We start from the raw sequence: 25218 nt of genomic DNA, 5'->3' as shown, positions 1-25218 counted from the left end.
CGCTCGCGGCGGACGGGGGCGGGTGCCGTGGAGCGGCGCGATCGGACCAGAGCACGGACATGGCCGACCGGGGCGCCGGCGGGCGCCGGTGCGTTGCTGCCGTCCGGTTTGTCGTGGGGACCGGCTTTTCTTGATCTTTTCCGCGACTGGGCGCGGGCCGAGGCGGGGCCGGGCCGGTTGCTGCCGTGGACGCCGGTGGCATTCGGCGCCGGTATTGCCTTGTACTTCGCCGCCGATCACGAGCCGGTTGCCTGGGTGGCGGCAGCGACCGCGGCAGTGTTCGGAATCGTGGCTATCCTGCTGCAGCGCAGCCAGGCCTTCGCACCGGTCCTGTTGCTGGCGGCCCTGGTGGCAGGCTTTGCGACCGCGTCGCTGAAAGCGGCGCGGATCGCGCATCCGGTGCTGGCCGCGCCGGTGTTCGCAGCGGAGCTGCGGGGCTTCGTCGAAATCCGCGAAGAGCGCGAGCGCACCGACCGCTTCGTTCTCCGCGTGACGCAGATGCAGGCGGCGCGGGCACCATCGCTGGAGCGGGTGCGGCTGTCGGTGAAGAAGGGAACGGCGCCTGCGGTCGGCAGCTTCGTGACGCTGAAGGCGCGGCTGCAGCCGCCGCTTCAGCCGCTGCGACCGGGCAGCTACGACTTCGCGCGCGATTTGTACTTCCAGGGCATCGCTGCGTCCGGCTTCGTGCTCGGTGCAATTACCACCGCCGAGCCGCCGCAGGATGGCGGCTGGCGCTTGCGCTACGCCGCGGTGATGCAGGGTCTGCGCGATGCGATCGACGCCCAAATCCGCGCGTCGCTGGGCGGCGATCCGCGCGCGATCGCCACCGCGCTGCTCACAGGTAAGCGAGACGCGATCTCGACCCCGGTGAACGATGCGATGTTCATCTCCGGTCTCGGTCACGTGCTGTCGATCTCCGGCTATCACATGGCGGTGGTGGCCGGCGTGGTGTTCTTCGCGCTCCGCGCCCTGCTGGCGCTGATCCCGCGGCTGACCGTGACGTTTCCGATCAAGAAGGTCGCGGCCGCGGTCGCGCTGATGGCGGCCGCGTTCTATCTGGCGCTGTCGGGCGCGGAAGTCGCGACCCAGCGCAGCTTTCTGATGACCGCGGTGGTGCTGATCGCCGTGATGGTCGACCGCCGCGCAATCACGTTCCGGACGCTGGCGCTGGCCGCACTGGTCGTGCTGCTGATCGCGCCGGAAGCGTTGGTGCATCCGAGCTTCCAGATGTCGTTCGCGGCCACACTCGGCCTGGTCGCGCTGGTACAGATCGGCATGCCGGCGCTGTTCGCGCAGGCCGATAGTTCGACTGCTGCGCGGGTGGCGCTGTGGGGCGGGCGGGAGATTGCGCTGCTTGCGCTGGCCTCGCTGGTCGCCGGCTTCGCGACGATGCCGTACGCGGCCTATCACTTCCACCGCATCACGCCCTATGGCGTGCTCAGCAATCTGGCGGCCATGCCGGTGGTGTCGGCGATCGTGATGCCGGCGGGGCTGCTCGGGCTCGCGGCGATGCCGTTCGGGCTCGATGCGCCGTTCTGGCGGATCATGGAACTCGGGATCGACTGGATGATCCTGGTCGCCCAATGGGTGGCGTCGCTGCCCGGCGCGGTCGGCCGCGTGACCGCGTTCGGTAGCGGCCCCTTGCTCGTCGCCTCGCTCGGTATCGTGATGCTCGGTCTGCTGCGCTCGCCGCTGCGCTGGGGCGGGGCGTTCGGCGTTGGCGTCGCCATCGCCTGGGCGGCGCTGACGCCGCAGCCGGAGGTACTGATTGCCGGCGACGGCAGGCAGGTCGCGGTGCGCGGCGCCGACGGCCGGCTGCACCTGATGCAAAGCGGCGCGGATACCTTTCGGCTGAAGGAGTGGCTCGCCGCCGATGCCGATTCCCGCGCCCCGGATGCAGCGTCGCTGCGCGCCGGCGTCTCCTGCGATCCGGACGGCTGTGTCACGCCGCTCGCCGACGGACGGCTGGTGGCACTGTCGCTCCGGCCCGACGGGCTCGCCGACGATTGCGCCCGTGCGGTGCTGATCGTCACCGCCGGCCAGCCGCCGCCGGATTGTGCCGCACGGGTGATCGGCCGGGACGAATTGCAGGCGAATGGCGCGCTGGCGCTGCGGCGGAGCGGAAATGATCCAGGGCTGTTCGTGGCGGAGGCCGCCCGACCTCGCGGCCAGAGCCGGCCCTGGGCTCCAGCGGCCGCGGCGGCGACGGACGCGGCTATCTCGACCGAACCTTCAAGCCGTCGCCGTGCGCCGATCGACGCCACGCCGGCGCCGCAGGACCAGGTGGGCGACGAGTAGGACGCAAAGGTCCGCACGCCGACGGCAGAGCGGGCGATCAGCTCTGCCCGCTGCGCGCCTCAATACTTGCGGTACAGCCCAATCAGCTTGCCCTGGATGCGGACGCGGTTCGGCGGCAGGATCCGTACCTCATAGGCGGCGTTGGCCGGCTCCAGCGCGATCGAGGCGCCGCGGCGGCGGAAGCGCTTCAGCGTGGCTTCCTCTTCGTCGATCAGCGCCACCACGATGTCGCCGGTGTCGGCGATGTCGTTCTTCTGGATCAGCGCCATGTCGCCATCGAGGATGCCGGCTTCGACCATCGAGTCGCCGCGCACTTCCAGCGCGTAGTGTTCGCCGCTGCCGAGCATGTCGGCCGGCACGCTGATAGTGTGGCTGCGGCTTTGCAAGGCTTCGATCGGCGTACCGGCCGCAATCCGGCCCATCACCGGCACCGCGACGCTGCCGCGATCGTGGTCATCCTCGGCCGGCGCCGGGCTCGGCGGCCGCACCTTGCCGAGATTGCCTTCGATCACGCTCGGGGTGAAACCGCGCCGGCTGTTGCCGGGCATCCCGCCGGTGTCGGGCAGCTTGATGACTTCGATCGCGCGGGCGCGGTTGGGCAGCCGCCGGATGAAGCCGCGCTCTTCCAGCGCAGTGATCAGGCGATGAATGCCGGACTTCGAACGGAGGTCGAGCGCATCCTTCATCTCGTCGAAGGACGGCGGCACGCCGGCCTCCTTCAGTCGCTCGTTGATGAATTTCAACAGCTCAAACTGCTTGCGGGTCAGCATCGGCAAATCCCCAGTCGGCGATGATGTGCCGGTTCGAGGTGCGTTTCGGTTCGGGCCACGAGCCCTTGTGAGAGCGTCATCGTCGCCGAATCTCGAAAACAAATCATGAACGGACACTATCTGTTCGGGGTGTGTTCCGCAACCTCTTAATCGAAATCTAGGATTTTCACGGGTCGCTATAGCGGGAGCTTAAGGATGACGCAGGGTGAACCGGCCGGTGCCGCCGGCGCGAAAGCCGGGCGCACGATCAGCGCTTCCGCGGTCGCCAGCCGTGCCAGCAGCGACGAATCCTGGCTGTCGACCGGAGTGGCGATCTGCCGTCCGGTTTGGTCGCGTGACAGCGTGGCGCGCAGATAGTCTTCGCGCTGATCGTTGCCGGGAAGGTCCGCGCCGAGCAGCGCCGGCTCGCGGACATGCCTTGGCTTGCTCATGCCGCACAGCGCGCGGATCAGCGGCACCATGAACAGCACCGCGCAGACGTAGGACGACACCGGATTGCCGGGCAGGCCGATCACCCGCATCGGGCCGAGATGACCGTGCATCATCGGCTTGCCCGGGCGCATCGCGATCTTCCAGAACGCGATCGTGGTGCCTTCGGCTTCCAGCGCGCCCTTGACCAGATCATGGTCGCCGGCCGATGCGCCGCCGGTGGTGACGAGCAGATCGACGCCGAAATCGCGCGCCTGCCGGATCGCGGCCTGGGTCGCTTCCAGCGTGTCGGCGGCGATGCCGAGGTCGATCACGTCGGCGCCCTCGGCGTGCGCCAGCGCACGTAGCGCGTAGCCGTTGGAATAGACGATCTGGCCGGGGGCGGGTGTCGTGCCCGGCATCACCAGCTCATCGCCGGTGGCGAGCATCGCCAGCCGCGGGCGGCGATGCACCGGCAGCGCCGCGTGGTTCATGCCGGCCGCAAGCGCGAGGTCGCGGTCGCTGAGCCGGTGGCCCTGGCGCAGCAGAACCTGGCTCTCCTTGAAATCGATTCCGGCCGGGCGGATGTGACGGCCGGATTTGACCGCTTCGTTGACGGTGACGCGGTCGCCGTCGCGCACGGTGTCTTCCTGGATCACCACGGCGTCCGAACCGTCCGGCACCACGCCGCCGGTGAAGATGCGCAGCGCCTCGCCTGGGCCGATGCCGATCGTCGAGGGGCGGCCGGCCGCGATCTCCCCGATCACCCGGAGCGTTGCAGGTGTCGCCGCCACGTCCGCAGCGCGCACCGCGTAGCCGTCCATTGCCGACATCGCCTGGGGCGGCTGGGTCCGCAGCGCTGCGAGATCGCGCGCCAGCACGCGGCGGTGAGCGTCCTCGATCGCGACCAGCTCGGTGTCGAGCCCGTGCGCACCAGCCAGTACCGCGGCCAGCGCGTCGTCGACCGGCATCAGAGCCATCGGGCTTCTCCCTCGCAGGCGAGTTGAAATCGAACCGTCACGATCCGGCTTTAGGTGGCGCGCGGCGCCCGCGCAAGATGCGCTCGGAGTCTACGGCGAGCGCGGCGTCCCGCCGCGTCGGCCTAAATCATTATTGTCGAACCGTCGTCTTCGCCTGTACGACCGGTTCCAGGCATCGAGCGGACGTGGAGCGCGCAGATGGAAGATTTCCCGAAATGGTTCCTGCGGATCATGGTCGTGGTCGGCATCATCGCGTTCGGCTCGGTGTATTGGATGCGCCACGACTGGAGCAAAGGCTGGGCGCCGTCGTTTAACGCCGGCGACTACGGCCCGCCGTCCGCATCCGCGCCTGAGCCTGCAGCGGCCCCTGCAGCCGCGCCGGCCGCAGCTTCGAGCGAAGCCGCGCGGCCTGCGGCAGCGCCGAGCGCGCAGCCGAGCCGTGCGTCCACGCCGTGCCAGCCGATCGGCCGCACCGCGAAGGGCGAGCTGGTGTACTCGATGGATTGCCGGGCGCTGCCGGCGCAGTAACGGACGGTCGCGGCGTTGCGCGCGAGCGCACGCCGCCGTGCTTCTGAAGCGCTAATCGATGATCTCGGCGCCTTCGGCGCTGAGGCGGGCGAGACCGTCCTTCATCTGCTGCACGCGCTCCGGCGGGTGGCCCTGCCATTTGGTCACTTCGGCGACGATGCGCAGCGGATGTTTCGAGCGATAGGACAGCGTCGGGTTGCCGGGAAACTTCTTGTCGGTGAGATTGGGGTCGTCTTCGAACGGGCCGGTCGGCTCGACCACATAGATCCGCTGCGGCGCATCGCCGGCGGCGAGCTCGGCGCCCCAGATCGCAGCGTCCAGCGTGCCGGAGAAATACACCCAGGACAGCGGCGCTACGGTGGTGAAGTTGGACTGGTAGCCGACCACGATCAGCTCGCCGGGACCGAGATCGGCCCGGGTCCCATGGAAGAACTGACGCACGAACATGCTGGCCGCTGCGGACATGAGGGGCGCGCTCCGGTGTGACTGAACCGACGACAACGACGTCGGTGCGCGTCGGGTTCATCAGCCTCGAGGCTGATACCGACCGCGCCGTAATTTCCTTCGCCCCGGCTCACGACGAAGTCGGGCCGGGCGGAAGAGACTTGTCCTAAGTCGTTGCCGGCGCTGGGCCGCCGTCGTCGGCCTTGATCATCACCGGCAGATAGATGCTGGCGAATTCCGGCGGCAGGCGGCGCGGGCGGCCGCTGCTCAGTTCGATGCACACCAGCTGCCAGCGCCCGCGCATGATGGTGGCGCCGTCGCGCAGGCGGATCAGCTGGAAGCGGCGTTCCATCACCAGCTTGCCGTCGCTGCCATAGATCCAGGTTCCGAGCAGCAGCTCGTCGCCCAAATGGCTCGGCAGCAGGTAGTCGTATTCGCCGCGCCGGATCGCCATCGCCCGATCGATCCGCTGCCAGTCGGCAAGCGACAGCCCGAGCGCTTCTGAATGCGCCCAGCCGACGCTGTCGCACCAGCGCACATAGACGGAGTTGTTGGTGTGGTTGAGGCCGTCGATATCGGCCGGCGCGGGCGTCACCGGCAGGGTGAACGGGGCGGGATGATCCCAGGCAAGATCGGCAGAAGCGTCGGTCATCATCACGTCTCGTCGGTCGGTCGTCTCGCGCGCTTACAGCCCGAGCTGATCGAGCGTGCGGGCGACGTCGTCGCTGGAATACACCTGGACGGCGTGCAGCCCGCGCTCGCGCGCGGCTTCGATGTTTTCCGCCAGATCGTCGAAGAACACAATGCGCTGCGGCGCAACCCCGATCGCCTTGACGACGTAATCGTAGGTCTCGCCGTGCGGTTTGCGCATGCCGATCTGCGACGACAGAAACAGTTCGCGGAAGTGCACCAGCAGCTCGGCGTAGTGCTCGGAGAAATGCGCGATATGCGCATCGTTGGTGTTGGACAGCGCGTACAGCGGAAGCTGCTCGGCGGCACGGTCGAGCAGCGGCGCGATGCCCGGCATTTCGCCGATGAAGATCGCGTTCCAGCCTTCGCGCAATTGCTCGTCGGTCAGCGTCAGCCCGAGCGCGCTGCGCACGGCGGCGAAGAACTGCGCATCGGTGACGTGGCCTGTCTCATAGCGATGAAAGGTGTCGTCCTGCGCCAGCTTGGCCATCAGCGCATGCGGATCGCTGCCGAGCTCGACGGCCCACGCCTTCAAGGTGCGGCGCAGATCGTAGTCGATCACCACGCGGCCGAGATCGAACAGCAGCGCATCGGCGGCGCCGGGGGCGAGGGCGGTGGTCATGCTGAGAACCTTGTCGATGAGGAGCTGCGAGTCGTGAGGTGGCGACACAGACGCATTTTGGTTAAAGAATGTTATAGACTGACGAAACCGTTTGGTAATCCGCAGCCGCTACAAGAAATGCCGCTGCGAAGCGCATCTTGCTGCAATCACCTTGCACCGTATGCGGGGTCGCGGCGCCGGGTATTGACCAGCGGCGATCCGCTCATGCGCTTCGGACTTCCCATCTTGCTGCCGTCGTCGACCGCATCGGATCAAAGCCGATGAAGGGTGGTGGTGGACGCCTGTCCTCGGGCAACAACAAGAAGAAGCCCGAGGAAGCTCACGCCACCCACGGCTGGTTCGTCACCTTTGCCGACCTGATGGGCCTTCTGGTCAGCTTCTTCGTCATGCTGGTGTCGTTCTCGACCCAGGACTTGCGCAAGATGCAGATCGTGGCCGGCTCGATGCGCGACGCGTTCGGCGTGCAGCAGAACTCGCGGTTCGCCGGCGTGATCGAGACCGACGGCGTGCCGGTGCAGGGCCACGTCAAGAGCAAGCGCAACGTCGCACCCGATCAGGCCAGCAACACGCCGCATCTGGAAGAGGCCGGTGGTTCGGGGAGCGCCGCGTCTCATGCCAAGGCCGAGCGCGAATTCGCGCTGGCTTCCGCGTCGCTGCGTCAGGCGCTGCAGGACGTGCCGGAACTAGCCGAGATGTCCAAGAACGTCGTGTTCGAAGAGACGCCGGTCGGGCTCAATCTCGAACTCACCGATCAGGACGGCCGGCCGATGTTTCCGGACGGCTCGGCGGTGCCGTATGAACGCACCCGCAAGCTGGTCGCCCGGCTTGCTGCGCCGCTGCGCGCCACCTCGCTGCGCGTGATCATCGTCGGCCACACCGCGGCGACCGTGGTGCAAGCTGGCGATGACGATCCGCTCAGCCTGTCGGTGAACCGCGCCAATGCGGTGCGCGAGGTCCTGAAGCAGGAGGGCCTGCCCACCAGCCAGGTGCTGTCGCTGGTCGGCAAGGGCGACGGCGAACCGCTGTTTCCGGATGCGCCGACACTCGCCGCCAACCGCCGCGTCACCATCACCTTGATGCGCGAGAACCCGCCGCTGCCGCCGGATCTGCAGCGCTGACAATCGGTTGAGCTGACGACTTCGATTGGCGGCTCAAGCTCAGAAGCACAATCCGACGCGGCGGCCGCGCTTCCACACCATCCGGCATTTCTTCTTGGTCGCGCCGTGCAGCATCTCGAAGCGCTGCGGCAAATTGGCGTCGGCATTGAGCTCGACGCAGGCGCCGCCCGCTGAGTAGTCGACGACGCGGCACGGGATCACCGGCAGCTTCGGGCCGACGATCAGATTGGCATTCCCAGAGACGAGCCCGCTGGGGCGGACGCGTGCAAACCGTCGCGGCTGAGTCATGCAAGTGGCTCCCGGGCTGGCTGGATAAGGGATCAGCCCGATTGCAACCGAGACTTGTTAAATTCGAGTTGTTGTCGACTCTAAACCGACGCTACTTCCTTGCAACTAAGCCGCGCCCCGGACCGCTTCGAGGGAGCCGGGGCGCGGATGCTTAATGCCAGGTTATGAGTTCGCAGGCCGGATCTCGATCCGCTTCGCCGTCGAGGGTGACGGTTCCACCTTCGGCAGCGTCACGGTCAGTACGCCGTTCTTGAAGCTGGCGCTGACCTGATCGGCGGCGACTGCGACGTCCAGCGGAATCCGGCGTTCGAACTTGCCGTAGAAGTGCTCGCTGAACTGCTTGTCCTTGGCCTCGTTCGACGACGTCTTTTCACCGCGGATCGTCAGCGTACCGTCGTCCAGCAGCACCTCGATATCTTTCTCCTCGAGGCCCGGCACTTCGGCAGCAATCTTCAGCTCCTTGTCGCCATCGGTGATTTCGAGTTTCGGCCAACCGGTACTGAACGGCGTCAGGGCGCCGGCGCGGGCCGGCACGTCGAAGCCGCGGAATACGTCGTCGAACAGCCGATTCATCTCGCGGTGCAGCGACAGGAACGGGTCGCCTTCGAACGAGCGGGTCGCGGGTTGATTGGTCCGGCCCCAGGGGATGATGTCGCGCATGTTCATGGATGCCTCCTCGTAGTCAGTCTTGAAGTCCTCGATACTGTTAGTTGTGATCTGGAAGTCGCCCGCGTATCGCGGGTGCGCTTTCGATTTGGGCGCGGTTGCGCCGCCGTCAAGGGGCAGGGTGGTAGTCCCGTGGAGGGAGTACGAAGATTTTTTTCGCGCACCGTCTTGAAAACGGTAACGCCGTGTCCAAGTCATCGGCCGTCCCGGTTTGGAAGGAGGAATTCGGGAGGACCACAGATGCGATCTACCAATTTCGAACACAGCTACGCGCCTGGCGCCGCCAGCGTCACCGCCTTGCGCCCCTCGGCAACGGTCTATGATCATCCCGACCAGGTGCTGCGCGACGACGCGCTTTGCACCGCCGAAAAGCGCGCCATCCTCTCCTCATGGGCGTCCGACGCCAACGCCGTCGAGCAGCAGCCATGGCTGCGTCTCGCGCCGGGGCACCGCAATCCGGTGCCGCTACGCGCGATCCTCGACGCCTTGCAGCGGCTCGATGACGACGAGCCGCCGCCGAAAGGCGGGGCCTCGATCCGGCTGAGCGGCGACTGCGCCGCTCAGCATGATCCGTCCGACGACTACCGGCCATCATGGAGGAGGCATTATGGTCTGGCGCCACGTATCAACCAGTTTCGACCCGTCCCGCTGCCCGGAGTGCGGCGCGACCATGCAGCTCGTGCGCGTCGAGCCACGACCGGTCGGACGCAAGGTTGAGTTCGAGCGCCACATCTATCGCTGTGAAGACTGCGCCAATACCAGCCGGTTCGTGATCGACCGGCAGGCCGCGGACTACGCATTCGCGTAACGACGCCAATCCGCGTCCCGCGATGCGGCGGCCGGGCGCTACCCCGGTTGCCGCATCATCCTCCGCCACAGCGGCTTGACCAGTTCCAGCACGATCAGCACCACCAGCGCCGCGGCCGCGGTGAGGCCGAGATCGTCTGGATGCAGCGGGCCGAACCGGAACAGATCGCGCAGCCAGGGCCATGCCAGGCTGGCGATCAGCACCACCGCGACGATGCCGAGCATCCCCGCCAGCATCGCGTTGGGACGCCGAAGGGCCGTCAGCAGCGAGGCGCTGAACGAGCGATTGACGAAGATCAGTCCGACGAAACTCAGCACCAGCGCGAAGAACGTCAGCGCGCGCAGCTCGGTGTCCGGCATCGCGCGCATCTGGCCGATCACGAACACGCCGGCGACCAGCACGAACACCAACAGGCCCTGCAACATGCCCCACACGATCAGCGCCCGGCTGAACAGCGGCTGCTCCGGATCGCGGGGCGGGCGGCGCATCGCGTCGTCCTCCGCGGTCTCGGCCTCGAACACGATCGAGCACACCGGATCGATGATCATCTCCAGGAACGCGATGTGGATCGGCCCGAGCAGGATCGGCAGTCCGAACAGCAGCGGCAGCAGCGCCAGCCCGGCGATCGGCACGTGCACGGCGAAGATGAAGCCCATCGCCTTGACGAGGTTGTCGTAGATCCGCCGGCCGAGCCGGATTGCCTTGACGATCGAGGCGAAGTCGTCGTCGAGCAGCACGATCGCCGACGCTTCGCGGGCGACGTCGGTGCCGCGGCCGCCCATCGCGATGCCGATATGCGCGGCCTTCAGCGATGGCGCGTCGTTGACGCCGTCGCCGGTCATTGCAACGACTTCGCCGTCAGCTTTTAGCGCTTCGACGATCCGCAGCTTCTGTTCGGGCATGATCCGCGCGAACACGGTGGCGCGGCGCAGCCGCGCGGCGAGCGCGGCGTCGTCGAGCGTGGCGATCTCCTCGCCGGTGACGCAACTGTCCGCATCGATCCCGGCCTGGCGCGCGATCGCCTGTGCGGTCGCCGGATAGTCGCCGGTGATCATCACCACGCGGATGCCGGCGGCACGGCAGTCGGCGACGGCGGCCGGCACCGATGCGCGCAGCGGATCGGCGAGGCCGACGAGGCCGAGGAAGTCGAAGCGGAAGCCGAGCTGGGTCTCCGGCCAATCCTCGCCTGGATGCGATGCGCGCGCGACGCCGAGCACCCGCAGCCCCTCGGCCGCCATCGCATCGACGGTGCGCGAGACGGTGCCGAGCGCGGTGGCATCGAGGCCGCACATCCGCGCGATCGCCTCCGGCGCACCTTTCGCTGCCACCACGTAGTTGCTGGCATCGTCCGGGGCGCGCCAGACCTGGGTGATCGCCAGCAGGTCGCGGCGCAGCCCGTAAGCGTGGACTAGGCTGCGCTCGCCATTGCGGCTGGGTAGATGGTCGCCCGCGAGCCGGTGCAGCGCGAGGTCCATCGGGTCGAACGGATCGGGCGCGGCGGCGAGCAGACCAGTCTCTAGCAGCGGCGCAAAGCCTTGCGGCAGCGTGCCGTCCTCGCGCGGCCGGAACACCTCGCCGGAAGGAAGCCGCAGTTCGGCGACCGACATCCGGTTTTCGGTCAGCGTTCCGGTCTTGTCGGTACACAGCACGGTGGCGGAGCCGAGCGCCTCGATCGCGGCAGCGCGCCGAGTCAGCACCCGGGCCTGCGAGATCCGCCAGGCGCCCATCGCCATGAACACCGTCAGTACCACCGGGAATTCTTCCGGCAGCATCGACATGCCGACGGTGATGCCGGCGAGCACTGCGTCGAGCCAGCCGTCGCGCAATGCGCCGTAGAGGATCACGACCAGCGCGGTGAAGGCGGCGGCGATGATGCCGAAGGTGCGGACCAGCGCGCGGGTCTGCTGCTGCAGCCGTGGTGCTTCGGTCTGCATCGAGCCGAGCGCCTGACCGATCTTGCCGATTTCGCTGCGTGCGCCCGTGGCGGTCACTTCGGCAAGGCCGCCGCCGCGCACCACCAGCGAGCCGGAATACACATTGGGCTGATCGTCGCCGCCGGGACGATGCGACGCGGTGGTGTCGGCTTCGTCCCGGCTGAGCTTGCGCACCGGCACCGACTCGCCGGTGAGCAGCGACTCGTCGACCAAGAGATCGTCGGCCTGCAGCAACACCGCGTCGGCGGCGACGCGGTCACCCTCCGACAACACCATGACGTCTCCGCGCGCTACCTCGCGCCCCGCAATGCGTTTGCGGATGCCGTCGCGGATCACCAGGGCACGCGGGCTGGTGAGATCGCGCAGCGTCTCCAGCACGCGTTCGGTGCGTGCTTCCTGAACCACCGTGATCACCACCGACAGCGTGGCGAAGATCAGCAGGATGATCGCTTCCTTCAGATCGCCGAGCGCCATGTAGACCACGCCGCCGCCGAGCAGCAGCGCCAGCATCGGCTCGCGCACCACCTCGAACACGATGCCGAGCAGGGGGCGGCGATCAGGGCTTGGCAGCTCGTTGTAGCCCTCGCTGGCGAGCCGTTCCGCAGCCTCGCGCTCGCTGAGGCCGGAGATGCTGTCGGAGGGAGAGGCGAGGTCGGGCATCGGGCAACCTGACGTTCGAGAGCCCGCCGATGTTAGCCTATTTTCGGCTCGCGCTCGCGACGTAGTCGCCCGACTTGCCGCCGGTCTTGGCGATCAGATGGATGCCTTCGATCCGGACGCCGCGTTCGGCAGCCTTGATCATGTCGTAGATCGTTAGGCACGCGACGGACACCGCGGTCAGCGCTTCCATCTCGACGCCGGTCGGGCCGGTGACCTTGACGGTGGCGCGGACGATGCAGCCCGGCAGCTTGGCGTCCGGGGTGATGTCGAGCGTGACCTTCGACAGCGCCAGCGGATGGCACAGCGGGATCAGTTCGGCGGTGCGCTTGGCCGCCATGATGCCGGCGACGCGCGCGGTGCCGAGCACGTCGCCCTTCTTGGCGTCGCCGCTGAGGATCAGCTCCAGCGTCGCCTTCTTCATCACCACGCGGCCTTCCGCGACTGCGACGCGTTCGGTGGCGGGTTTTTCCGACACGTCCACCATCCGCGCCTCGCCGCTGGCGCCGATATGGGTGAGGGCGGCAGGCGCCGCCGCTTCTGGCTTGGATTTCGACTTCGCTGTCTTTGCCATGCTCCGCCTCAGGCCGCGCGCGTCAGCAGCGCGCGGGTGGCGGCGGTGACGTCCTGCTGCCGCATCAGGCTTTCGCCGACCAGGAAGGTCGACATCCCGACGTGGGCGAGGCGGGCGAGATCGGCGGGCGTGAAGATGCCGCTTTCGCCGACCATCAGGCGATCGTTCGGGATCAGCGGCGCGAGCGCCTCGCTCGTCGCCAGCGTGACTTCGAAGGTGCGCAGGTTGCGGTTGTTGACGCCGACCATCGGCGACCGCAGCTTCAGCGCGCGCTCCAGCTCGGGCGCATTGTGGACTTCGAGCAGTACGTCCATGCCGAGGTCGAACGCGGCGTCCTCGATGTCCTTGGCGGCGGCGTCGTCGAGCGCCGCCATGATGATCAGGATGCAATCGGCGCCGTGGGCGCGGGCCTCGACCACCTGATAGGTGTCGTACATGAAGTCCTTTCGCAGCGCCGGCAGCGACACCGCGGCACGCGCGGCGACGAGATAATCGAGGCTGCCCTGGAACGACGGCGTATCGGTCAGCACCGACAGGCAGGCCGCGCCGCCGGCCTCGTAGGCGCGGGCCAGCGCCGGCGGATCGAAGTCGGCGCGGATCAGGCCCTTCGAGGGCGAGGCCTTCTTGATCTCGGCAATCAGCCCGTAGTCGCCGGCCGCCTGCTTGGCGCGCAGCGCCTTGATGAAGCCGCGCGGCGGCGACGCCTCACGGGCGATCGCCTCGACCGCAGCCAGCGGACGCTCGCGCTTGGCGGCGGCGATCTCCTCGCGCTTATAGGCTTCGATCTTGGTCAGGATGTCGGACACGATGGGGTCTCCCGCATCAGCAAACGAGGGTCGTCATTGCGAGGAGCGAAGCGACGAAGCAATCCAGGAGCTCAATGCAGGGAGCCTTTGGATTGCTTCGCTTCGCTCGCAATGACGAATCTGAATCATCGGCTCATTCACGCCGCTGACGACACCGCGATCAGCTTCTTCAGCCGCGCCTCCGCCGCACCGCTGTCGATCGACTGGGTGCCGAGCGCGACGCCTTCCTTCAGATCCTTGGCCTTGCCGGCGACGACCAGCGTCGCGGCGGCGTTGAGCAGGGCGACGTCGCGGTACGGACCCGGCATGCCTTCCAGCACGGCGCGTAGCGCCACCGCATTGGCCTGGGCGTCGCCGCCCTTCAGCGCGTCGGCCGGCGCGCGGGGCAGGCCGGCGTCCTCGGGGCTGATCTCGAAGCTGGTGATCTCGCCGTTCTTCAGCTCGGCGACCGCGGTGGTGCCGGACAGCGTGATCTCGTCGAGGCCGTCGGAGCCGTGCACCACCCAGACCGCCTCGGCGCCGAGATTCTTCAGCACCTGCGCCAGCGGCTGCACCCATTGCCGCGAGAACACGCCGATCATCTGCCGCTTGACGCCGGCCGGGTTGGACAGCGGCCCGAGCAGATTGAAGATGGTCCGGGTCGCAAGTTCGACCCGGGTCGGGCCGACGTTCTTCATCGCCGGATGATGCGTCGGCGCGAACATGAAGCCGATGCCGGCTTCGTTGATGCAGCGGCCGACCTGCTCGGGCGTGATGTCGATCTTGACGCCGAGCGCGGCGAGCACGTCGGCGGCGCCGGATTTCGACGACAGCGCGCGGTTGCCGTGCTTGGCGACGGTGACGCCGCAGCCGGCGACCACGAACGACGCGCAGGTCGACACGTTGACCGAGCCGGAGCCGTCACCGCCGGTTCCGACGATGTCCACCGCGTCCGCCGGCGCCGAGACCGGCAGCATCTTGGACCGCATCGTGGTCACCGCGCCGGTGATCTCGTCGACGGTTTCGCCGCGGACCCTGAGGCCCATCAGCAGTGCGCCCATCTGCGACGGCGTCGCGTCGCCGGACATCATCGCGTCGAAAGCGTCGGTGGCTTCGTCGCGCGTCAGCGTCGCGCCGGTCGCGACCTTTGCGATAATCGATTTGAAATCAACCATTGTCCCTTTCGGTGACGAAACGGCGGCACTGCGCCGTCAGTTCGTCGCCGCCCCCGTTGCCTGCGCCACCGCTTCCTGATTGACCTTGGTGCCGATGTCCTTCTCCAGCCAGGCGATGTACTCGCCGACCTGTTCGTCGCGCAGCCGCTGCACCAGATTGTCCTTCAACTGCTGCATCTGCGGCGCGTTGAGATCGGCGGTCGGCACCGTGTCGCCGGTGACGCGGAACACGTACCACTCGGTGGCGCTGCCGCCCTGAACCTGGCCGGCGCCGTCCTTGGCGGTGCGGAACACCGCGTCGACCACCGTGTTCGGCAGGCCGGCATCGGCGCCTTCGCGCTTGATGCCGGAGGCCGTCTGTACGGTGACGCCGGCCGGCGCGACGTCCGCGAGCTTGGCGCCGCCCTGCAGCTTCTGCACCAGCTCGGCCGCGAGCTTGCGCAGCTTCTCGGTGACCTGCTCGGCGCGCCAGCCGGCTTCGACCTTGTCCTTGACCTCGTCGAGCGGCCGCTCGTGCGACGGCATGATGCCGAGGATGTCGTACCAGACGTAGCCGTTCTGGAAGCTGATCGCGTCGTTGTCGACGCCCGGCTCGCTGTTGAAGGCGGCGTTGGCGAGTTCGAGCCCTTGCGGGATCGCTGCCACCGGCGCGCCGTCCGGCCCGCGGCCGGCGCGGTCGATCGCGTCGACCGTCACGGCGGTGAGGCCGAGCTGCTTGGCTGCGTCGACGACGCTGGCACCGCCGCCGCGCGCGTCTTCCATCTTGTCGTGCAGCTCCTGCACCTGCTTGCGGGCGCGCTCCTGGGCGAGGTCGCGCTTCAGGCTGGCCGCCACGCTGGCGTAGTCCGGCTGCTTGCCGGGTTCGATCTTGGTGACTTCGAGCAGCACGGTGCCGAACTGTCCCTGCACCGGCTGGCTGACTTCGTTCAGCGGCAGCGCGAACGCAGCCGCGGCGACCTTCTGATCGAGCATCTCCGACTGGCTGACCTGGCCGAGATCGAGATCGGCCGGCTTGACGCCGCGCTCCTTGGCGAGGTCGGCGAAGCTGGTGCCGCTGGCGATCTTGGCGCGGGCCGCCTGGGCCTCTTCGACATTCGGGAACACGATCTGCAGGATCTGGCGCTTCTCCGGCGTCGACAGCTTGTCCTTGCGCTGCTCGAACAGCTTCTGCGCGTCGGCGTCCGACACCTCGGCCCACTTGGCGATCGATTCCGGCGTCACCACCAGGAACGAGATCTTGCGATACTCGGGGGCGCGGAACTGCGCCTTGTGCGAGTCGTAGAACGCGGTGAGGTCGGCGGGCGAGGGCGCCGGGATGGTGCCGGCCTGCGCGTCAGTCAGCTTCAAATAGTCGATCGCGCGCTCCTCGTTCTGAAATTGGCTCAGCGCCTGCATCAGCGTCTTCGGCGGCTCGAGGCCGGCGGTCAGGCTGCCGGCGATCTGGCGGCGGAGCGCGACGCGGCGCTGCTCGGCCAGATAGCGCTGCTCGGTGAAGCCGAACTGGCGGATCAGCTGCTGGAAGCGATTGGCGTCGAACTGGCCGTTGGCGCCCTTGAAGTTCGGATCCTCCAGGATCGACTTCATGGTGTCGGCGTCGGACTGGCCGAGCCCGAGCCGGCGCGCGTCTTCGTCGAGCGCGGCTTCGGCGATGGTCTGCTGCAGCACCTGGCGATCGATTCCGATCGCGCGCGCCTGATCCGGGGTCAGCGGCCGGCCGAACTGGCGGCCGATCTGCTGCAGACGGTCATTGTAGGTCTGGCGGAATTGCTCGGTGGAAATTTCGGTGCTGCCGATCTTGGCGAGCGTCGACCGGCCAAAGCCGCGGAATACGTCGGCAATACCCCAGACTCCGAAGCTGACGATCAGGACGCCCATCACGATCGTCATGATGGTCTTGCCAATCCAGTTGGATGAGGCTTTGCGCATTCCTCGGAGCATGGAGTCACTTTTTGTCAGGAGGGAACCGGCCGCGCTGGGTCAGCGCGGGGGGCAAACTAGCGTCGCCGGCTTGAAAATCCATCATAAAGTGCCGTCTGGGGCGTCGCAACCGCAGCCAATGTCGCGGTCGGTGCAGATGCCATCCCGTTGCAGCGGCCGATGCTGCGGATCGCCGCAGCACTCGCGTTCACGTCTCCTTGAGTCTCGCAATCGGCTCTGCTAGCGGAACGGTTCAACCCTTTATTGCGAGAGTGCTCATGCCGGTCCCCGCCGTTCGTCCTCTGATTGCTGGAAACTGGAAGATGAACGGCCTGAAGGATTCGGTGGCCGAGCTCGACGCGATGCTGAAAGGCGCCGCGGAGCTGCCGCAGGGCATCGATCTGTTGGTCTGCCCGCCGGCGACGCTGGTCGCGAGCTTCGCGGCGCGAGTCGCGGAGGCGCACGCCGGCAAGGCGCTGCCGTTCTCGATCGGCGGTCAAGATTGCCACGCCAATGCATCGGGCGCTCACACCGGCGATATCGCCGCCGAGATGCTGGCCGATGCCGGCGCGGCTGCGATCATCGTCGGCCATTCCGAGCGCCGCGCCGACCATGCTGAAAACGACGCAATCGTCCGCGCCAAGGCACAGGCGGTGTGGCGCGCCGGGCTGGTGGCGATCGTCTGCGTCGGCGAGACTCAGGGCGAACGCGATGCCGGCCACACCCTCGACGTGGTCGCCGGCATGCTGGCCGGCTCGCTGCCGGACGGCGCGACCGCGGCGAATCTGGTGGTGGCCTACGAGCCGGTCTGGGCGATCGGCACCGGCCGCACCCCGACGGCGGCCGATGTCGAGGAAGTTCATGGCTTTATCCGCAAGACTTTGAGCGATCGGTTCGGTGCGGCCGGCGAGACCATGCGGATCCTGTATGGCGGCTCGGTGAAGCCCTCGAACGCCCGCGAATTGCTGGCGGTGCCGCATGTCAACGGCGCGCTGATCGGCGGCGCCAGCCTGAAGGCATCCGATTTCCTTGCGATTGCGGCGGGCTGCCCCTAACTAAACCGCGCCAAGCGGTATTCCTGCGGCGTTTCCGGCGCGGCGCGGGGGTGACAAATCCCCGCGCGATCGTGTAGACACCGCGCGACTTCATTTATCCCGCAAGCCTGTCGAGCAGCCGCCCGCCGGCGCCTATCGGCCATTCGGCGGCGTTGGCTTGCGATGGAAGGGTACGATGCAGACTGTCATTATCGTCATTCACCTGATGTTCGTGCTGGGCCTGATCGGCGTGGTGCTTCTGCAGAAGTCCGAAGGCGGTGGCCTGGGCGTCGGCGGTGGTGGCGGTTTCATGTCGAGTCGCGGCACCGCCAACCTGCTGACGCGCACCACGGCGATTCTCGCGGCCGGGTTCTTCGCCACCAGCCTGCTGCTCACCTGGCTGGCGAGCTACAACCGTAAGCCGACAACGATCCTGCCGACCGCCGCGCCGATTCAGCAGCAGGCCCCGGGACAGCCGGCGCCGCCGCTATCGCAGGGCGGTGGTCTGCTCGACACGCTGAAGCAGACCGATCAGCAGCAGAACCAGCAGCCGGCGGCACCGGCCGCGCCTGCGGCACCGACCCCGCCGCAGTCGCAGTAAGCATTGCCGATATGCGCTGACGGGGCCTCGCATCTGGTCTGAGGCCCCTTTAGCAATCGTCTGAAATAGCTGAGTTTTCAGCGTCACCCACAGGCATTCGTCAAACTGCCCGAGGGGTTGCGAATCGCTTTGGCGAATCGGACCGGCGGCATTAAAGGTAAAGTCCCATGGCGCGGTATATCTTCATCACCGGCGGCGTGGTCTCCTCGCTCGGCAAGGGTCTGGCATCAGCGGCACTCGGTGCGCTGCTGCAGGCGCGTGGCTACAAAGTCCGGCTTCGTAAGCTCGATCCCTATCTCAACCTCGATCCCGGAACGATGTCGCCGTATCAGCACGGCGAAGTGTTCGTGACCGACGACGGCGCCGAGACCGACCTCGATCTCGGCCACTACGAACGGTTCACCGGGCGGCCTGCGACCAAGCAGGACAACATCACCACCGGCCGGATCTACCAGGACATTCTGACCAAGGAACGCCGTGGCGACTATCTCGGCGCCACCATCCAGGTGGTCCCGCACGTCACCAACGCGATCAAGGAATTCATCGTCAGCGACAATGACGGCTACGACTTCGTGCTGGTCGAGATCGGCGGCACCGTCGGCGACATCGAGGGCCTGCCGTTCTTCGAGGCGATCCGTCAGATCAAGAATGATCTGCCGCGCGGCGACGTGATCTACATCCACCTGACGCTGCTGCCCTACATCCCGAGCGCCGGCGAACTGAAGACCAAGCCGACCCAGCATTCGGTCAAGGAGCTGCGCTCGATCGGCATCCAGCCGGACATCCTGCTGTGCCGCACCGACCGCGAGATTCCCAAGGAAGAGCGGCGCAAGCTCGGTCTGTTCTGCAATGTCCGGGAAAGCGCCGTGATCGAGGCGCGCGACGTCGACAACATTTACGCGGTGCCGGAGGCGTATCACGCCGCCGGGCTCGACGACGAAGTGCTGGCGGCGTTTGCGATCGCTGCTAAAGAGCCGCCGCAGCTGGCGCGCTGGCATGAGATCAACGAGCGGATCCGCAATCCCGAGGGCGCGGTGACGATCGCGATCGTCGGCAAGTACACCGGAATGAAGGACGCCTATAAGTCGCTGATCGAGGCGCTTAGCCACGGCGGCATCGCCAACAAGGTCCAGGTCAAGCTCGACTGGATCGAGAGCGAGGTGTTCGAGAACGAGGACCCGGCGCCGTTCCTCGAGCACGTCAACGGCATCCTGGTGCCCGGCGGCTTCGGCCAGCGTGGCGCCGAGGGCAAGATCGAGGCGGCGCGGTTCGCGCGCGAGCGCAACGTGCCGTATTTCGGCATCTGCTTCGGCATGCAGATGGCGGTGATTGAAGCGGCGCGAAACCTTGCGGGGATCGAGCAGGCCAACTCGACCGAGTTCGGTCCGACGCCGGAGCCGCTGGTCGGCCTGATGACCGAATGGGTGCGCGGCAACGAGCTGGAGAAGCGGTCCCAGGCCGGCGATCTCGGCGGCACGATGCGGCTCGGCGCCTATCCGGCGTCGCTCAAGCGCGGCAGCCGGGTTAGCCAAGTCTATGGTGGCGCCACCGAGATTTCGGAGCGTCATCGCCACCGTTACGAGGTAAACACCGCCTATAAGGACCGGCTCGAACAGCACGGTCTGAAATTCTCCGGCATGTCGCCGGACGGCGTGCTGCCGGAGATCGTCGAATACGAGGATCACCCGTGGTTCATCGGCGTCCAGTTCCACCCCGAACTGAAGTCGCGCCCGTTCGACCCGCACCCGCTGTTCGCCTCGTTCGTCCAGGCGGCGCTGGTGCAAAGTCGGCTGGTGTAAGGCGGTTCGGCAGTTAGTTCTCGAACAGCACGAACGCCGCCCAGACGGACGGGTCTTCGGCGGCTTTGATCTTGCCGTGGATCGCCTCGATGCGGACTTGGCGTAGCGCCGAGGCGTAGTCGAGATTGTCGTCGGCGAGCACCTGGTACAGCCGCGCCATGAAATTCGCGGTGCCTTCGTCACTGACTTCCCACAGCGTCAGGAGCGAGCGCCGCGCACCGGCGATCGCCAGTGCGGTCGGCAGACCGCGGACGCTGCCGATCCGGCTCGGATCGCCGAGCGCGGTCTGGCAGGCCGACAGCACGACGAGGTCGGCGGCCGACAGATTCCAGTCCATCAGTTCGCGGGCGTAGATCACGCCGTCGTCGCCGTCGCGCCGCGGCGGGCGGTCGAGCAGGGGACGGGCGGCGACGAGGCCGCTGCGCCACAGCGCGTCGGTGCGATCGGTCGCCGCCTTGTAGAAGCCGTGGGTGGCGAGATGTAGCAGTGCGGCGCCTTCGGCCTTGCTGCGGATCGTAGCTTCGCCGGCATTGCCGGTCATCGTCGTGTTGGCGATGTCCCTGCGCTGCAGATCGGGCGCGATGCGCTCGATCTCGGTTTTAGTCGAGGGCAGTTGACTGGCCGCGCCGGCGTAGTCGAGCCCGCCGACCAGCACCGCCTTGCTTCCCGCGAGCAGTTTGTCGTCCTGCTCGGCGAACACGATCGCGTCGGCGCGGGTCAGGATCCGGGTGTCGTAGATCTCGTCGAGATAGCGGCCGCTGCCGTCCTGCAGCATCGCGAACGGCAGGCTGTAGAGGTCTGCATCCGGCACCAGAAACAGCCGCGTGACGCCCGCGAGCTGCGGCTTCAGCGGCCCGATCAGCGTCGCGTACAGTCGCCGGAACGGCTGGGTGCGATCCGCGTCGGCCACGCTGGGGGCGGTGAAGCTATCGAGCGGGCCGAGGTCGATCACCTGCGGCGGCTTGCCGTGACGGTGGATCACCGCCTGCAGTCGTGCGGCCGGTTTCGGTTCGGCAGGATTGATCCGGCTGCCGCGGCCGCTGACGAAGAAATCGACCAGCGCGTCGGTCGCCCCGAGTTTGTCGTCGACCGTTGGCAGTTGCACACCGGCCGGCGGCTTGGTGCCGGCGCGTGCGGCGAGCTGCTGCCGCGCCTCCTGCAGACGCTTCAGCACGTCGCGGGCATCGTCGTCGAGCTTGCCGGAGGACAGCATCTCCTGCTGCTGACCGGACAGCCGCAGCACGGTGCGCGCGAGTTCGCGCGTCGGCTCGTCCGGCAGCCGGTCGAGCGTCAGCCGCAGCAACGTGCGCTCGCCGTCCTCCATGGTCTTCCAGCGCGACACGGCGTCCGCATAGGCGACCGCCGCCGTTGGATCGATCAGCGCGTAGCGGCCGTATTCGTAGAGGATATCGTCGGCGAGCTTGCGCATCGTCTCCGCGACGTAGCGGTTGCCGGCGGTGCCGACCTCGCGCAGCATCCAGTTGAAGGATTGCTGCTCGACGTCCTTGAAGGTCGCCAGCGCATCAGGATCACCGCGCTTCAGGCGTGTCACGGCGACGCCGAGCAGGGCGTCGAACGTGATCGGATGCTGGCGAGCGATGGTTTCCTGCGAGCGGTGATAGGCGTCGAGCCGCAGCGTCAGCGCACGCGCACTATCGCCGCGACGTTCGTAGTGATCGGCTGCAAGTTGCGCGGATTTGATCCGCAGCAGGTCGGGCGCGCCGTTCCAATCCTTCACCCGTGTCGTCGCTTCCAGCTCGGCCGTGCTCAGCGCGCGGTCGGGATGGAAGTAGGCTTTGGCGTAGGCGATCCAGGTGTCGGCCTGGGCGACGTGCTCGGAGGTCGGATCGGCGAGTTCGGCTGCGCAACGTTTCTGCAGCGCGAGCGCCTGCATGGTCTCGGCCTCGTTGCCCATCGCCAGATGGTCGAGCGCGAGATTGCTGGCGCTGACCAGCGCCTGGATGCTGCCGACGCCGTAATGCGCGATGCGTTTCTTCAACAGCGGCGCGTCGATCTTGGCGGCGAGGTCGGGATGTCCGACCATGCGCAGCGCTTCGGCGTAGTTGTTCTCGGTGCGCCAGGTCAGCGGCTCCTTGTCGCCGAGCGCCCGGCGCGCCCCGAGATAGGTCTCTTCCGACAGGTTGAGCCCGGCTGCTACGGCGCCGTTGTTGGTCAGCAGCGTGGCGAGGATATCGCTGCCGGCAATGTCCTGTGCGGTGTTCGCCCCATAGCTTTCGCGCATCCGCTTGCGCGCCTCGACCGCGACCGGAATGCCGCGTTCGTATTGGACTGTGCGCTCGAGGAAGCGGGCGTATTCGAACCACAGCGTGGTGGCCTCGGGGCTCGTCTCGTGCGCGGCGCGGGTGTTGGCGGCCTCAGCGAACAGTTCGGAGGCCGTGGCGGTGTCGCGGCGGCGTTCAAACAAGGTGACGGCGCTGAGATAGGCCTGGATGGTCAGCGGGTGATAGCTGCTATCACGCACGGCGCGCAGCGCGGCGGTGAGACGCTGGCGACCGCCGGCGCGATCGCCGGCCTGCAGCGAACGGAACGCATCGTTGATCTTCGCCACGAGTTCGCGTTCGGTCGGCGCTCCGCGCTGCTGCGCTTGGGCGTGCGTGGCGAAGGTCGAAACCAGCACAGGGGGAAGGGCGAGCGCTGCGAGGAGCAGGCGAGCGGCACAACGAGGACCGATGAATTGGCGTGGCGGTAACGAAACTGGCATGCCGGACCGGGCGATCTCGTTACTTGCAGTTCACGGTGCTGTCGCCCGCGCGTGCCACCGGCTTGCCGTTGATGAATACGCCCGAGCCGCTGCCGATCACCACCCCGCCGCAGCCGGTGCGGCTGCCGCCGATCGCCGCCGGCTTGCCGTTGATGAAGACATTTTTTGAGCCTTCGACGATCGCGCCGTCGCTGGTGGTGTCGCCGGCGCGGGCCGCCGGCTTGCCGCCGACCATCACGTCCTGACTGCCGCCGGTGACAACACCCGGCGCTCCGCTTCCCGGCGATTCGGCCAACGCCGACGCGGCGCTCAGCATCAGCAGCAAAACGACCGCCGAGGTTACGCCACAAGCAGGGCACAGCGCGCCGCCGGCGCTACGCTCGGGTGGTGTGGCCATACCTGACTCCTTGGTGGTTCGGCGATTTCCGTGAATGACCATGACCTGCGATGGACATTCCCCCTGCGGTGGATGATGTTTTCATCGCAACCGTAACGTGTCCGGTGACTTCTCTTCAGGGGAATGGAAATGACACCTTCGGTCAACCTCTACGCCTGGGCCGCCCCGGCCTGGTCTTCCGAATCCCCGGTCGACCACACCTGGGTCACCAGCTACGACAATCAGGTTCACCCCTACAGCACTATCGCCGACGTCGTCGTGGCAGGCCAGTCGTTCTGGTACTGCTGGGGATCGTTTCATCCGCAAGGCGGAACGCCGATCAATCCGACCGGCGCGCTCGGCCAGCAGTCCGGCAATCTCAAGCTGGCGCAGTGCCTGGTGCAGCCGAATGCGGACTCCAACACCACGGCGGCGGCGCGCGGCACGATTTACACCTACGGCGTCGACGGCGTGTGCCACCAATTAGCCAATCAGGTGTTGTACGCGACGGCGAACGGCAGCGTTCCGCCGCTGACGGTCAGCAAGGCGCGGGGCTATCCGCTGTCGAGCTTCATCTACGGCACCTACGGGCTGCAGCACACCGCCTGGGCCGCCAAGGTTGCTTCGTGCAGCGGTGCGCAATTGGTGGCGCGGCTGGCGCGGCCGGGCGGGCTGACGGTGGTGGCGGGCGGCGAGGGCATCGCAGTGGACGAATTCGAACGACGCGCGACAGAAGTGCTGGCGACCGAGCCGGCGAAGCTGGCCAGCCTGCTGCGGCTGCGCGGCGAGGTGCAGCGCTTTGCGGCGCAGCCCTGGCCCGGCACCGGCCAGCCCAGCGCCGAGGCGCTGAATGCCCGCAACCAGCACCTGATCGACGAAGCGGCCAAACTGCTCGGGCCGGAGCATTTCAGAAAGCTGTTCGGCGTCGAACCCGGCGCCAAGGTGACGCTGGTCGACCCGCGGACCGCGGCCACCGCCGGCGAAATCCCGCCGCCGAAGCCGCGCTGACGCCGCACGGTTTGCGTCAGCCGATCGGCAGGAATTAGCCGGCCTTCAGCTTCGCTGCCTTGCGCAGCGTCTCGTCGATCCGGGACTGCCAGCCCGGGCCGGTCGCCTTGTAGTGCTCCACCACGTCGGCGCTGAGCCGGATCGACACCGGGACTTTGGTCGGCGCCTTTTGCGGACCGCGGGTGTTCTTGAACTGCGCCAGGATCTCGGGCGGTAGAATTTCTTCCGGCGGCCGCGCGTTGGCGAAGTCCTGTTCGGTCCACTCAGGATTATCGTCGTCGAAGACCGGTTCTTTCGATCTAGGTGACATAGCGGCTAATCTCCTTCATGTGAGCACGACGAAGACTGGGCCGGACTTTTCCATGTCGGTCGGCGAAGACCAGACAGTATGGCAGGCCGTCGATATAGCCGTAGGCACGATAGCGATCTTCGCCATAGTCGCGCCGTTTATCCTTGATGGTCACCTGCATATCGATATCGACCCAACGCGCCAGGGAGATGCCGTGCTTGGCACGGTTGATCGCATCCTTGGCCGGGTCGAAATCCGACATTGCTGTATATACAATTTGCTATGGCAATGCGCAACTCTGCTCCTTGCGCGGCGGGCAAGACAACCCCCGTCGCTTACCGCTATAAGCGCCACAACGATGTGGAGGGCGTCATGATCTACGAGTCGCGAGTCTATCGCTGTGTGCCGGGCAAGCTGCCGGCGATCCTCAAGCGGTTCGAGACCATCACCTTAAAGCTGTTCGAGAAGCACGGCATCCGTCAGGCCGGATTCTTCACCACGCTGGTCGGCGCTTCCAACCAGGAATTGACCTATCTGCTGGCCTGGGAGAGCCTTGCCGAGCGCGAGCAGAAATGGACCGCATTCGCCACCGATCCGGAATGGCTCGCCGCCAAGGCCGAAACCGAGAAGGATGGCCAGATCGTCGACACCATCACCAATCAGCTGTTGGTGCCGACCGCGTTCTCGGCGCTGAAGTAATTCGGATGAGTATCAGTTTCGATCGTCA

General features: G+C 67.1%; 25 protein-coding genes. 9 read left to right on the top strand and 16 right to left on the bottom strand.

The genetic code is table 11. From position 1 onward, the window contains the following. Positions 1-27 precede the first annotated feature (27 nt). The gene (locus LRC39_RS14640) at positions 28-2298 is read left to right on the top strand and encodes a ComEC/Rec2 family competence protein (protein ID WP_346294773.1); all 2271 of its coding nucleotides are present in this window, start codon (positions 28-30) and stop codon (positions 2296-2298) included. 59 nt (positions 2299-2357) lie between these two features. Here LRC39_RS14640 and lexA read toward each other — a convergent pair whose 3' ends face one another. Then, positions 2358-3068, bottom strand: a complete 711-nt coding sequence (gene lexA / locus LRC39_RS14635; protein WP_107344803.1) for a transcriptional repressor LexA — start codon at positions 3066-3068, stop codon at positions 2358-2360. A gap of 176 nt (positions 3069-3244) precedes the next feature. After that, positions 3245-4456: a molybdopterin molybdotransferase MoeA gene (locus LRC39_RS14630; RefSeq protein WP_346294772.1), complete on the bottom strand. Its 1212-nt coding sequence runs from the start codon at positions 4454-4456 to the stop codon at positions 3245-3247. A 198-nt stretch (positions 4457-4654) separates the two neighbouring features. On the opposite strand from LRC39_RS14630, the gene LRC39_RS14625 reads away from it, so the two are divergent. After that, complete coding sequence (locus LRC39_RS14625; RefSeq protein WP_346294771.1) at positions 4655-4984, top strand: hypothetical protein; 330 nt, start codon at positions 4655-4657, stop codon at positions 4982-4984. 51 nt (positions 4985-5035) lie between these two features. Here LRC39_RS14625 and arr read toward each other — a convergent pair whose 3' ends face one another. The 3 genes from arr to LRC39_RS14610 all read right to left on the bottom strand — a co-directional run bounded on the left by arr (position 5036) and on the right by LRC39_RS14610 (position 6740). Further along, positions 5036-5449: an NAD(+)--rifampin ADP-ribosyltransferase gene (arr, locus tag LRC39_RS14620; RefSeq protein ID WP_107355893.1), complete on the bottom strand. Its 414-nt coding sequence runs from the start codon at positions 5447-5449 to the stop codon at positions 5036-5038. Between the two features lie 145 nt (positions 5450-5594). Then, positions 5595-6083, bottom strand: coding sequence for an acyl-CoA thioesterase (locus tag LRC39_RS14615; RefSeq protein ID WP_430624894.1), 489 nt, complete (start codon positions 6081-6083; stop codon positions 5595-5597). 30 nt (positions 6084-6113) lie between these two features. After that, positions 6114-6740, bottom strand: coding sequence for an HAD family hydrolase (locus LRC39_RS14610; RefSeq protein ID WP_346294769.1), 627 nt, complete (start codon positions 6738-6740; stop codon positions 6114-6116). Positions 6741-7000: 260 nt separating this feature from the next. On the opposite strand from LRC39_RS14610, the gene LRC39_RS14605 reads away from it, so the two are divergent. Beyond that, a complete protein-coding gene (locus LRC39_RS14605) occupies positions 7001-7858 on the top strand; it encodes an OmpA/MotB family protein (protein WP_107344798.1) in 858 nt (285 codons plus the stop codon). 39 nt (positions 7859-7897) lie between these two features. On the opposite strand, the gene LRC39_RS14600 is transcribed toward LRC39_RS14605, so the two are convergent. Together LRC39_RS14600 and LRC39_RS14595 are read right to left on the bottom strand one after the other, a co-directional pair. After that, complete coding sequence (locus tag LRC39_RS14600) at positions 7898-8146, bottom strand: PilZ domain-containing protein (protein ID WP_013502316.1); 249 nt, start codon at positions 8144-8146, stop codon at positions 7898-7900. 162 nt (positions 8147-8308) lie between these two features. Further along, positions 8309-8812 carry an Hsp20/alpha crystallin family protein gene (locus LRC39_RS14595; protein WP_107355890.1) on the bottom strand — a complete coding sequence of 168 codons (504 nt, stop codon included), beginning with the start codon at positions 8810-8812 and terminating at the stop codon, positions 8309-8311. 240 nt (positions 8813-9052) lie between these two features. Here LRC39_RS14595 and LRC39_RS14590 point away from each other — a divergent pair, with 240 nt between their 5' ends. Beyond that, positions 9053-9529: a hypothetical protein gene (locus tag LRC39_RS14590; protein WP_346294768.1), complete on the top strand. Its 477-nt coding sequence runs from the start codon at positions 9053-9055 to the stop codon at positions 9527-9529. A 129-nt stretch (positions 9530-9658) separates the two neighbouring features. On the opposite strand, the gene LRC39_RS14585 is transcribed toward LRC39_RS14590, so the two are convergent. The 5 genes from LRC39_RS14585 to LRC39_RS14565 form a co-directional block, all read right to left on the bottom strand. Continuing rightward, the gene (locus tag LRC39_RS14585) at positions 9659-12214 is read right to left on the bottom strand and encodes a cation-translocating P-type ATPase (protein WP_346294767.1); all 2556 of its coding nucleotides are present in this window, start codon (positions 12212-12214) and stop codon (positions 9659-9661) included. 37 nt (positions 12215-12251) lie between these two features. Next, positions 12252-12785, bottom strand: coding sequence for a cyclic pyranopterin monophosphate synthase MoaC (gene moaC / locus LRC39_RS14580; protein ID WP_264052444.1), 534 nt, complete (start codon positions 12783-12785; stop codon positions 12252-12254). Between the two features lie 8 nt (positions 12786-12793). Then, complete coding sequence (trpC, locus tag LRC39_RS14575; RefSeq protein ID WP_346294766.1) at positions 12794-13591, bottom strand: indole-3-glycerol phosphate synthase TrpC; 798 nt, start codon at positions 13589-13591, stop codon at positions 12794-12796. Positions 13592-13728: 137 nt separating this feature from the next. Then, complete coding sequence (trpD, locus tag LRC39_RS14570) at positions 13729-14745, bottom strand: anthranilate phosphoribosyltransferase (RefSeq protein WP_346294765.1); 1017 nt, start codon at positions 14743-14745, stop codon at positions 13729-13731. A gap of 36 nt (positions 14746-14781) precedes the next feature. After that, a complete protein-coding gene (locus LRC39_RS14565; protein ID WP_346294764.1) occupies positions 14782-16683 on the bottom strand; it encodes a SurA N-terminal domain-containing protein in 1902 nt (633 codons plus the stop codon). Between the two features lie 257 nt (positions 16684-16940). Between LRC39_RS14565 and tpiA the strand changes: the two genes are divergently transcribed. The 3 genes from tpiA to LRC39_RS14550 all read left to right on the top strand — a co-directional run bounded on the left by tpiA (position 16941) and on the right by LRC39_RS14550 (position 20096). Continuing rightward, positions 16941-17717, top strand: a complete 777-nt coding sequence (gene tpiA / locus LRC39_RS14560) for a triose-phosphate isomerase (protein WP_107344790.1) — start codon at positions 16941-16943, stop codon at positions 17715-17717. A gap of 175 nt (positions 17718-17892) precedes the next feature. Beyond that, positions 17893-18297 (top strand): preprotein translocase subunit SecG, encoded by a 405-nt coding sequence (secG, locus tag LRC39_RS14555; RefSeq protein ID WP_107344789.1) that lies wholly within the window; start codon positions 17893-17895, stop codon positions 18295-18297. 167 nt (positions 18298-18464) lie between these two features. Further along, positions 18465-20096 (top strand): CTP synthase, encoded by a 1632-nt coding sequence (locus LRC39_RS14550; protein WP_107355881.1) that lies wholly within the window; start codon positions 18465-18467, stop codon positions 20094-20096. A 13-nt stretch (positions 20097-20109) separates the two neighbouring features. Here the strand turns inward: LRC39_RS14550 and LRC39_RS14545 are convergent, their stop codons facing one another. After that, complete coding sequence (locus tag LRC39_RS14545; RefSeq protein WP_346294763.1) at positions 20110-22665, bottom strand: CHAT domain-containing protein; 2556 nt, start codon at positions 22663-22665, stop codon at positions 20110-20112. A gap of 172 nt (positions 22666-22837) precedes the next feature. Then, positions 22838-23215 carry a PAAR domain-containing protein gene (locus LRC39_RS14540; protein WP_346294762.1) on the bottom strand — a complete coding sequence of 126 codons (378 nt, stop codon included), beginning with the start codon at positions 23213-23215 and terminating at the stop codon, positions 22838-22840. Between the two features lie 129 nt (positions 23216-23344). Between LRC39_RS14540 and LRC39_RS14535 the strand changes: the two genes are divergently transcribed. After that, positions 23345-24202, top strand: coding sequence for a hypothetical protein (locus tag LRC39_RS14535; protein WP_346294761.1), 858 nt, complete (start codon positions 23345-23347; stop codon positions 24200-24202). 34 nt (positions 24203-24236) lie between these two features. On the opposite strand, the gene LRC39_RS14530 is transcribed toward LRC39_RS14535, so the two are convergent. Beyond that, complete coding sequence (locus LRC39_RS14530; RefSeq protein WP_107355878.1) at positions 24237-24512, bottom strand: BrnA antitoxin family protein; 276 nt, start codon at positions 24510-24512, stop codon at positions 24237-24239. Next, positions 24502-24753, bottom strand: a complete 252-nt coding sequence (locus LRC39_RS14525; RefSeq protein ID WP_346294760.1) for a BrnT family toxin — start codon at positions 24751-24753, stop codon at positions 24502-24504. The genes LRC39_RS14530 and LRC39_RS14525 overlap by 11 nt, the downstream gene beginning before the upstream one ends. A 110-nt stretch (positions 24754-24863) precedes the next feature. Here LRC39_RS14525 and LRC39_RS14520 point away from each other — a divergent pair, with 110 nt between their 5' ends. Next, complete coding sequence (locus tag LRC39_RS14520; RefSeq protein ID WP_164633546.1) at positions 24864-25190, top strand: NIPSNAP family protein; 327 nt, start codon at positions 24864-24866, stop codon at positions 25188-25190. Positions 25191-25218 lie beyond the last annotated feature (28 nt).

The sequence above is a fragment of the Rhodopseudomonas sp. P1 genome (assembly GCF_039642825.1).
Lineage (GTDB): Bacteria > Pseudomonadota > Alphaproteobacteria > Rhizobiales > Xanthobacteraceae > Rhodopseudomonas > Rhodopseudomonas palustris_H.
This window is presented reverse-complemented; position numbering and strand designations above follow the sequence as displayed.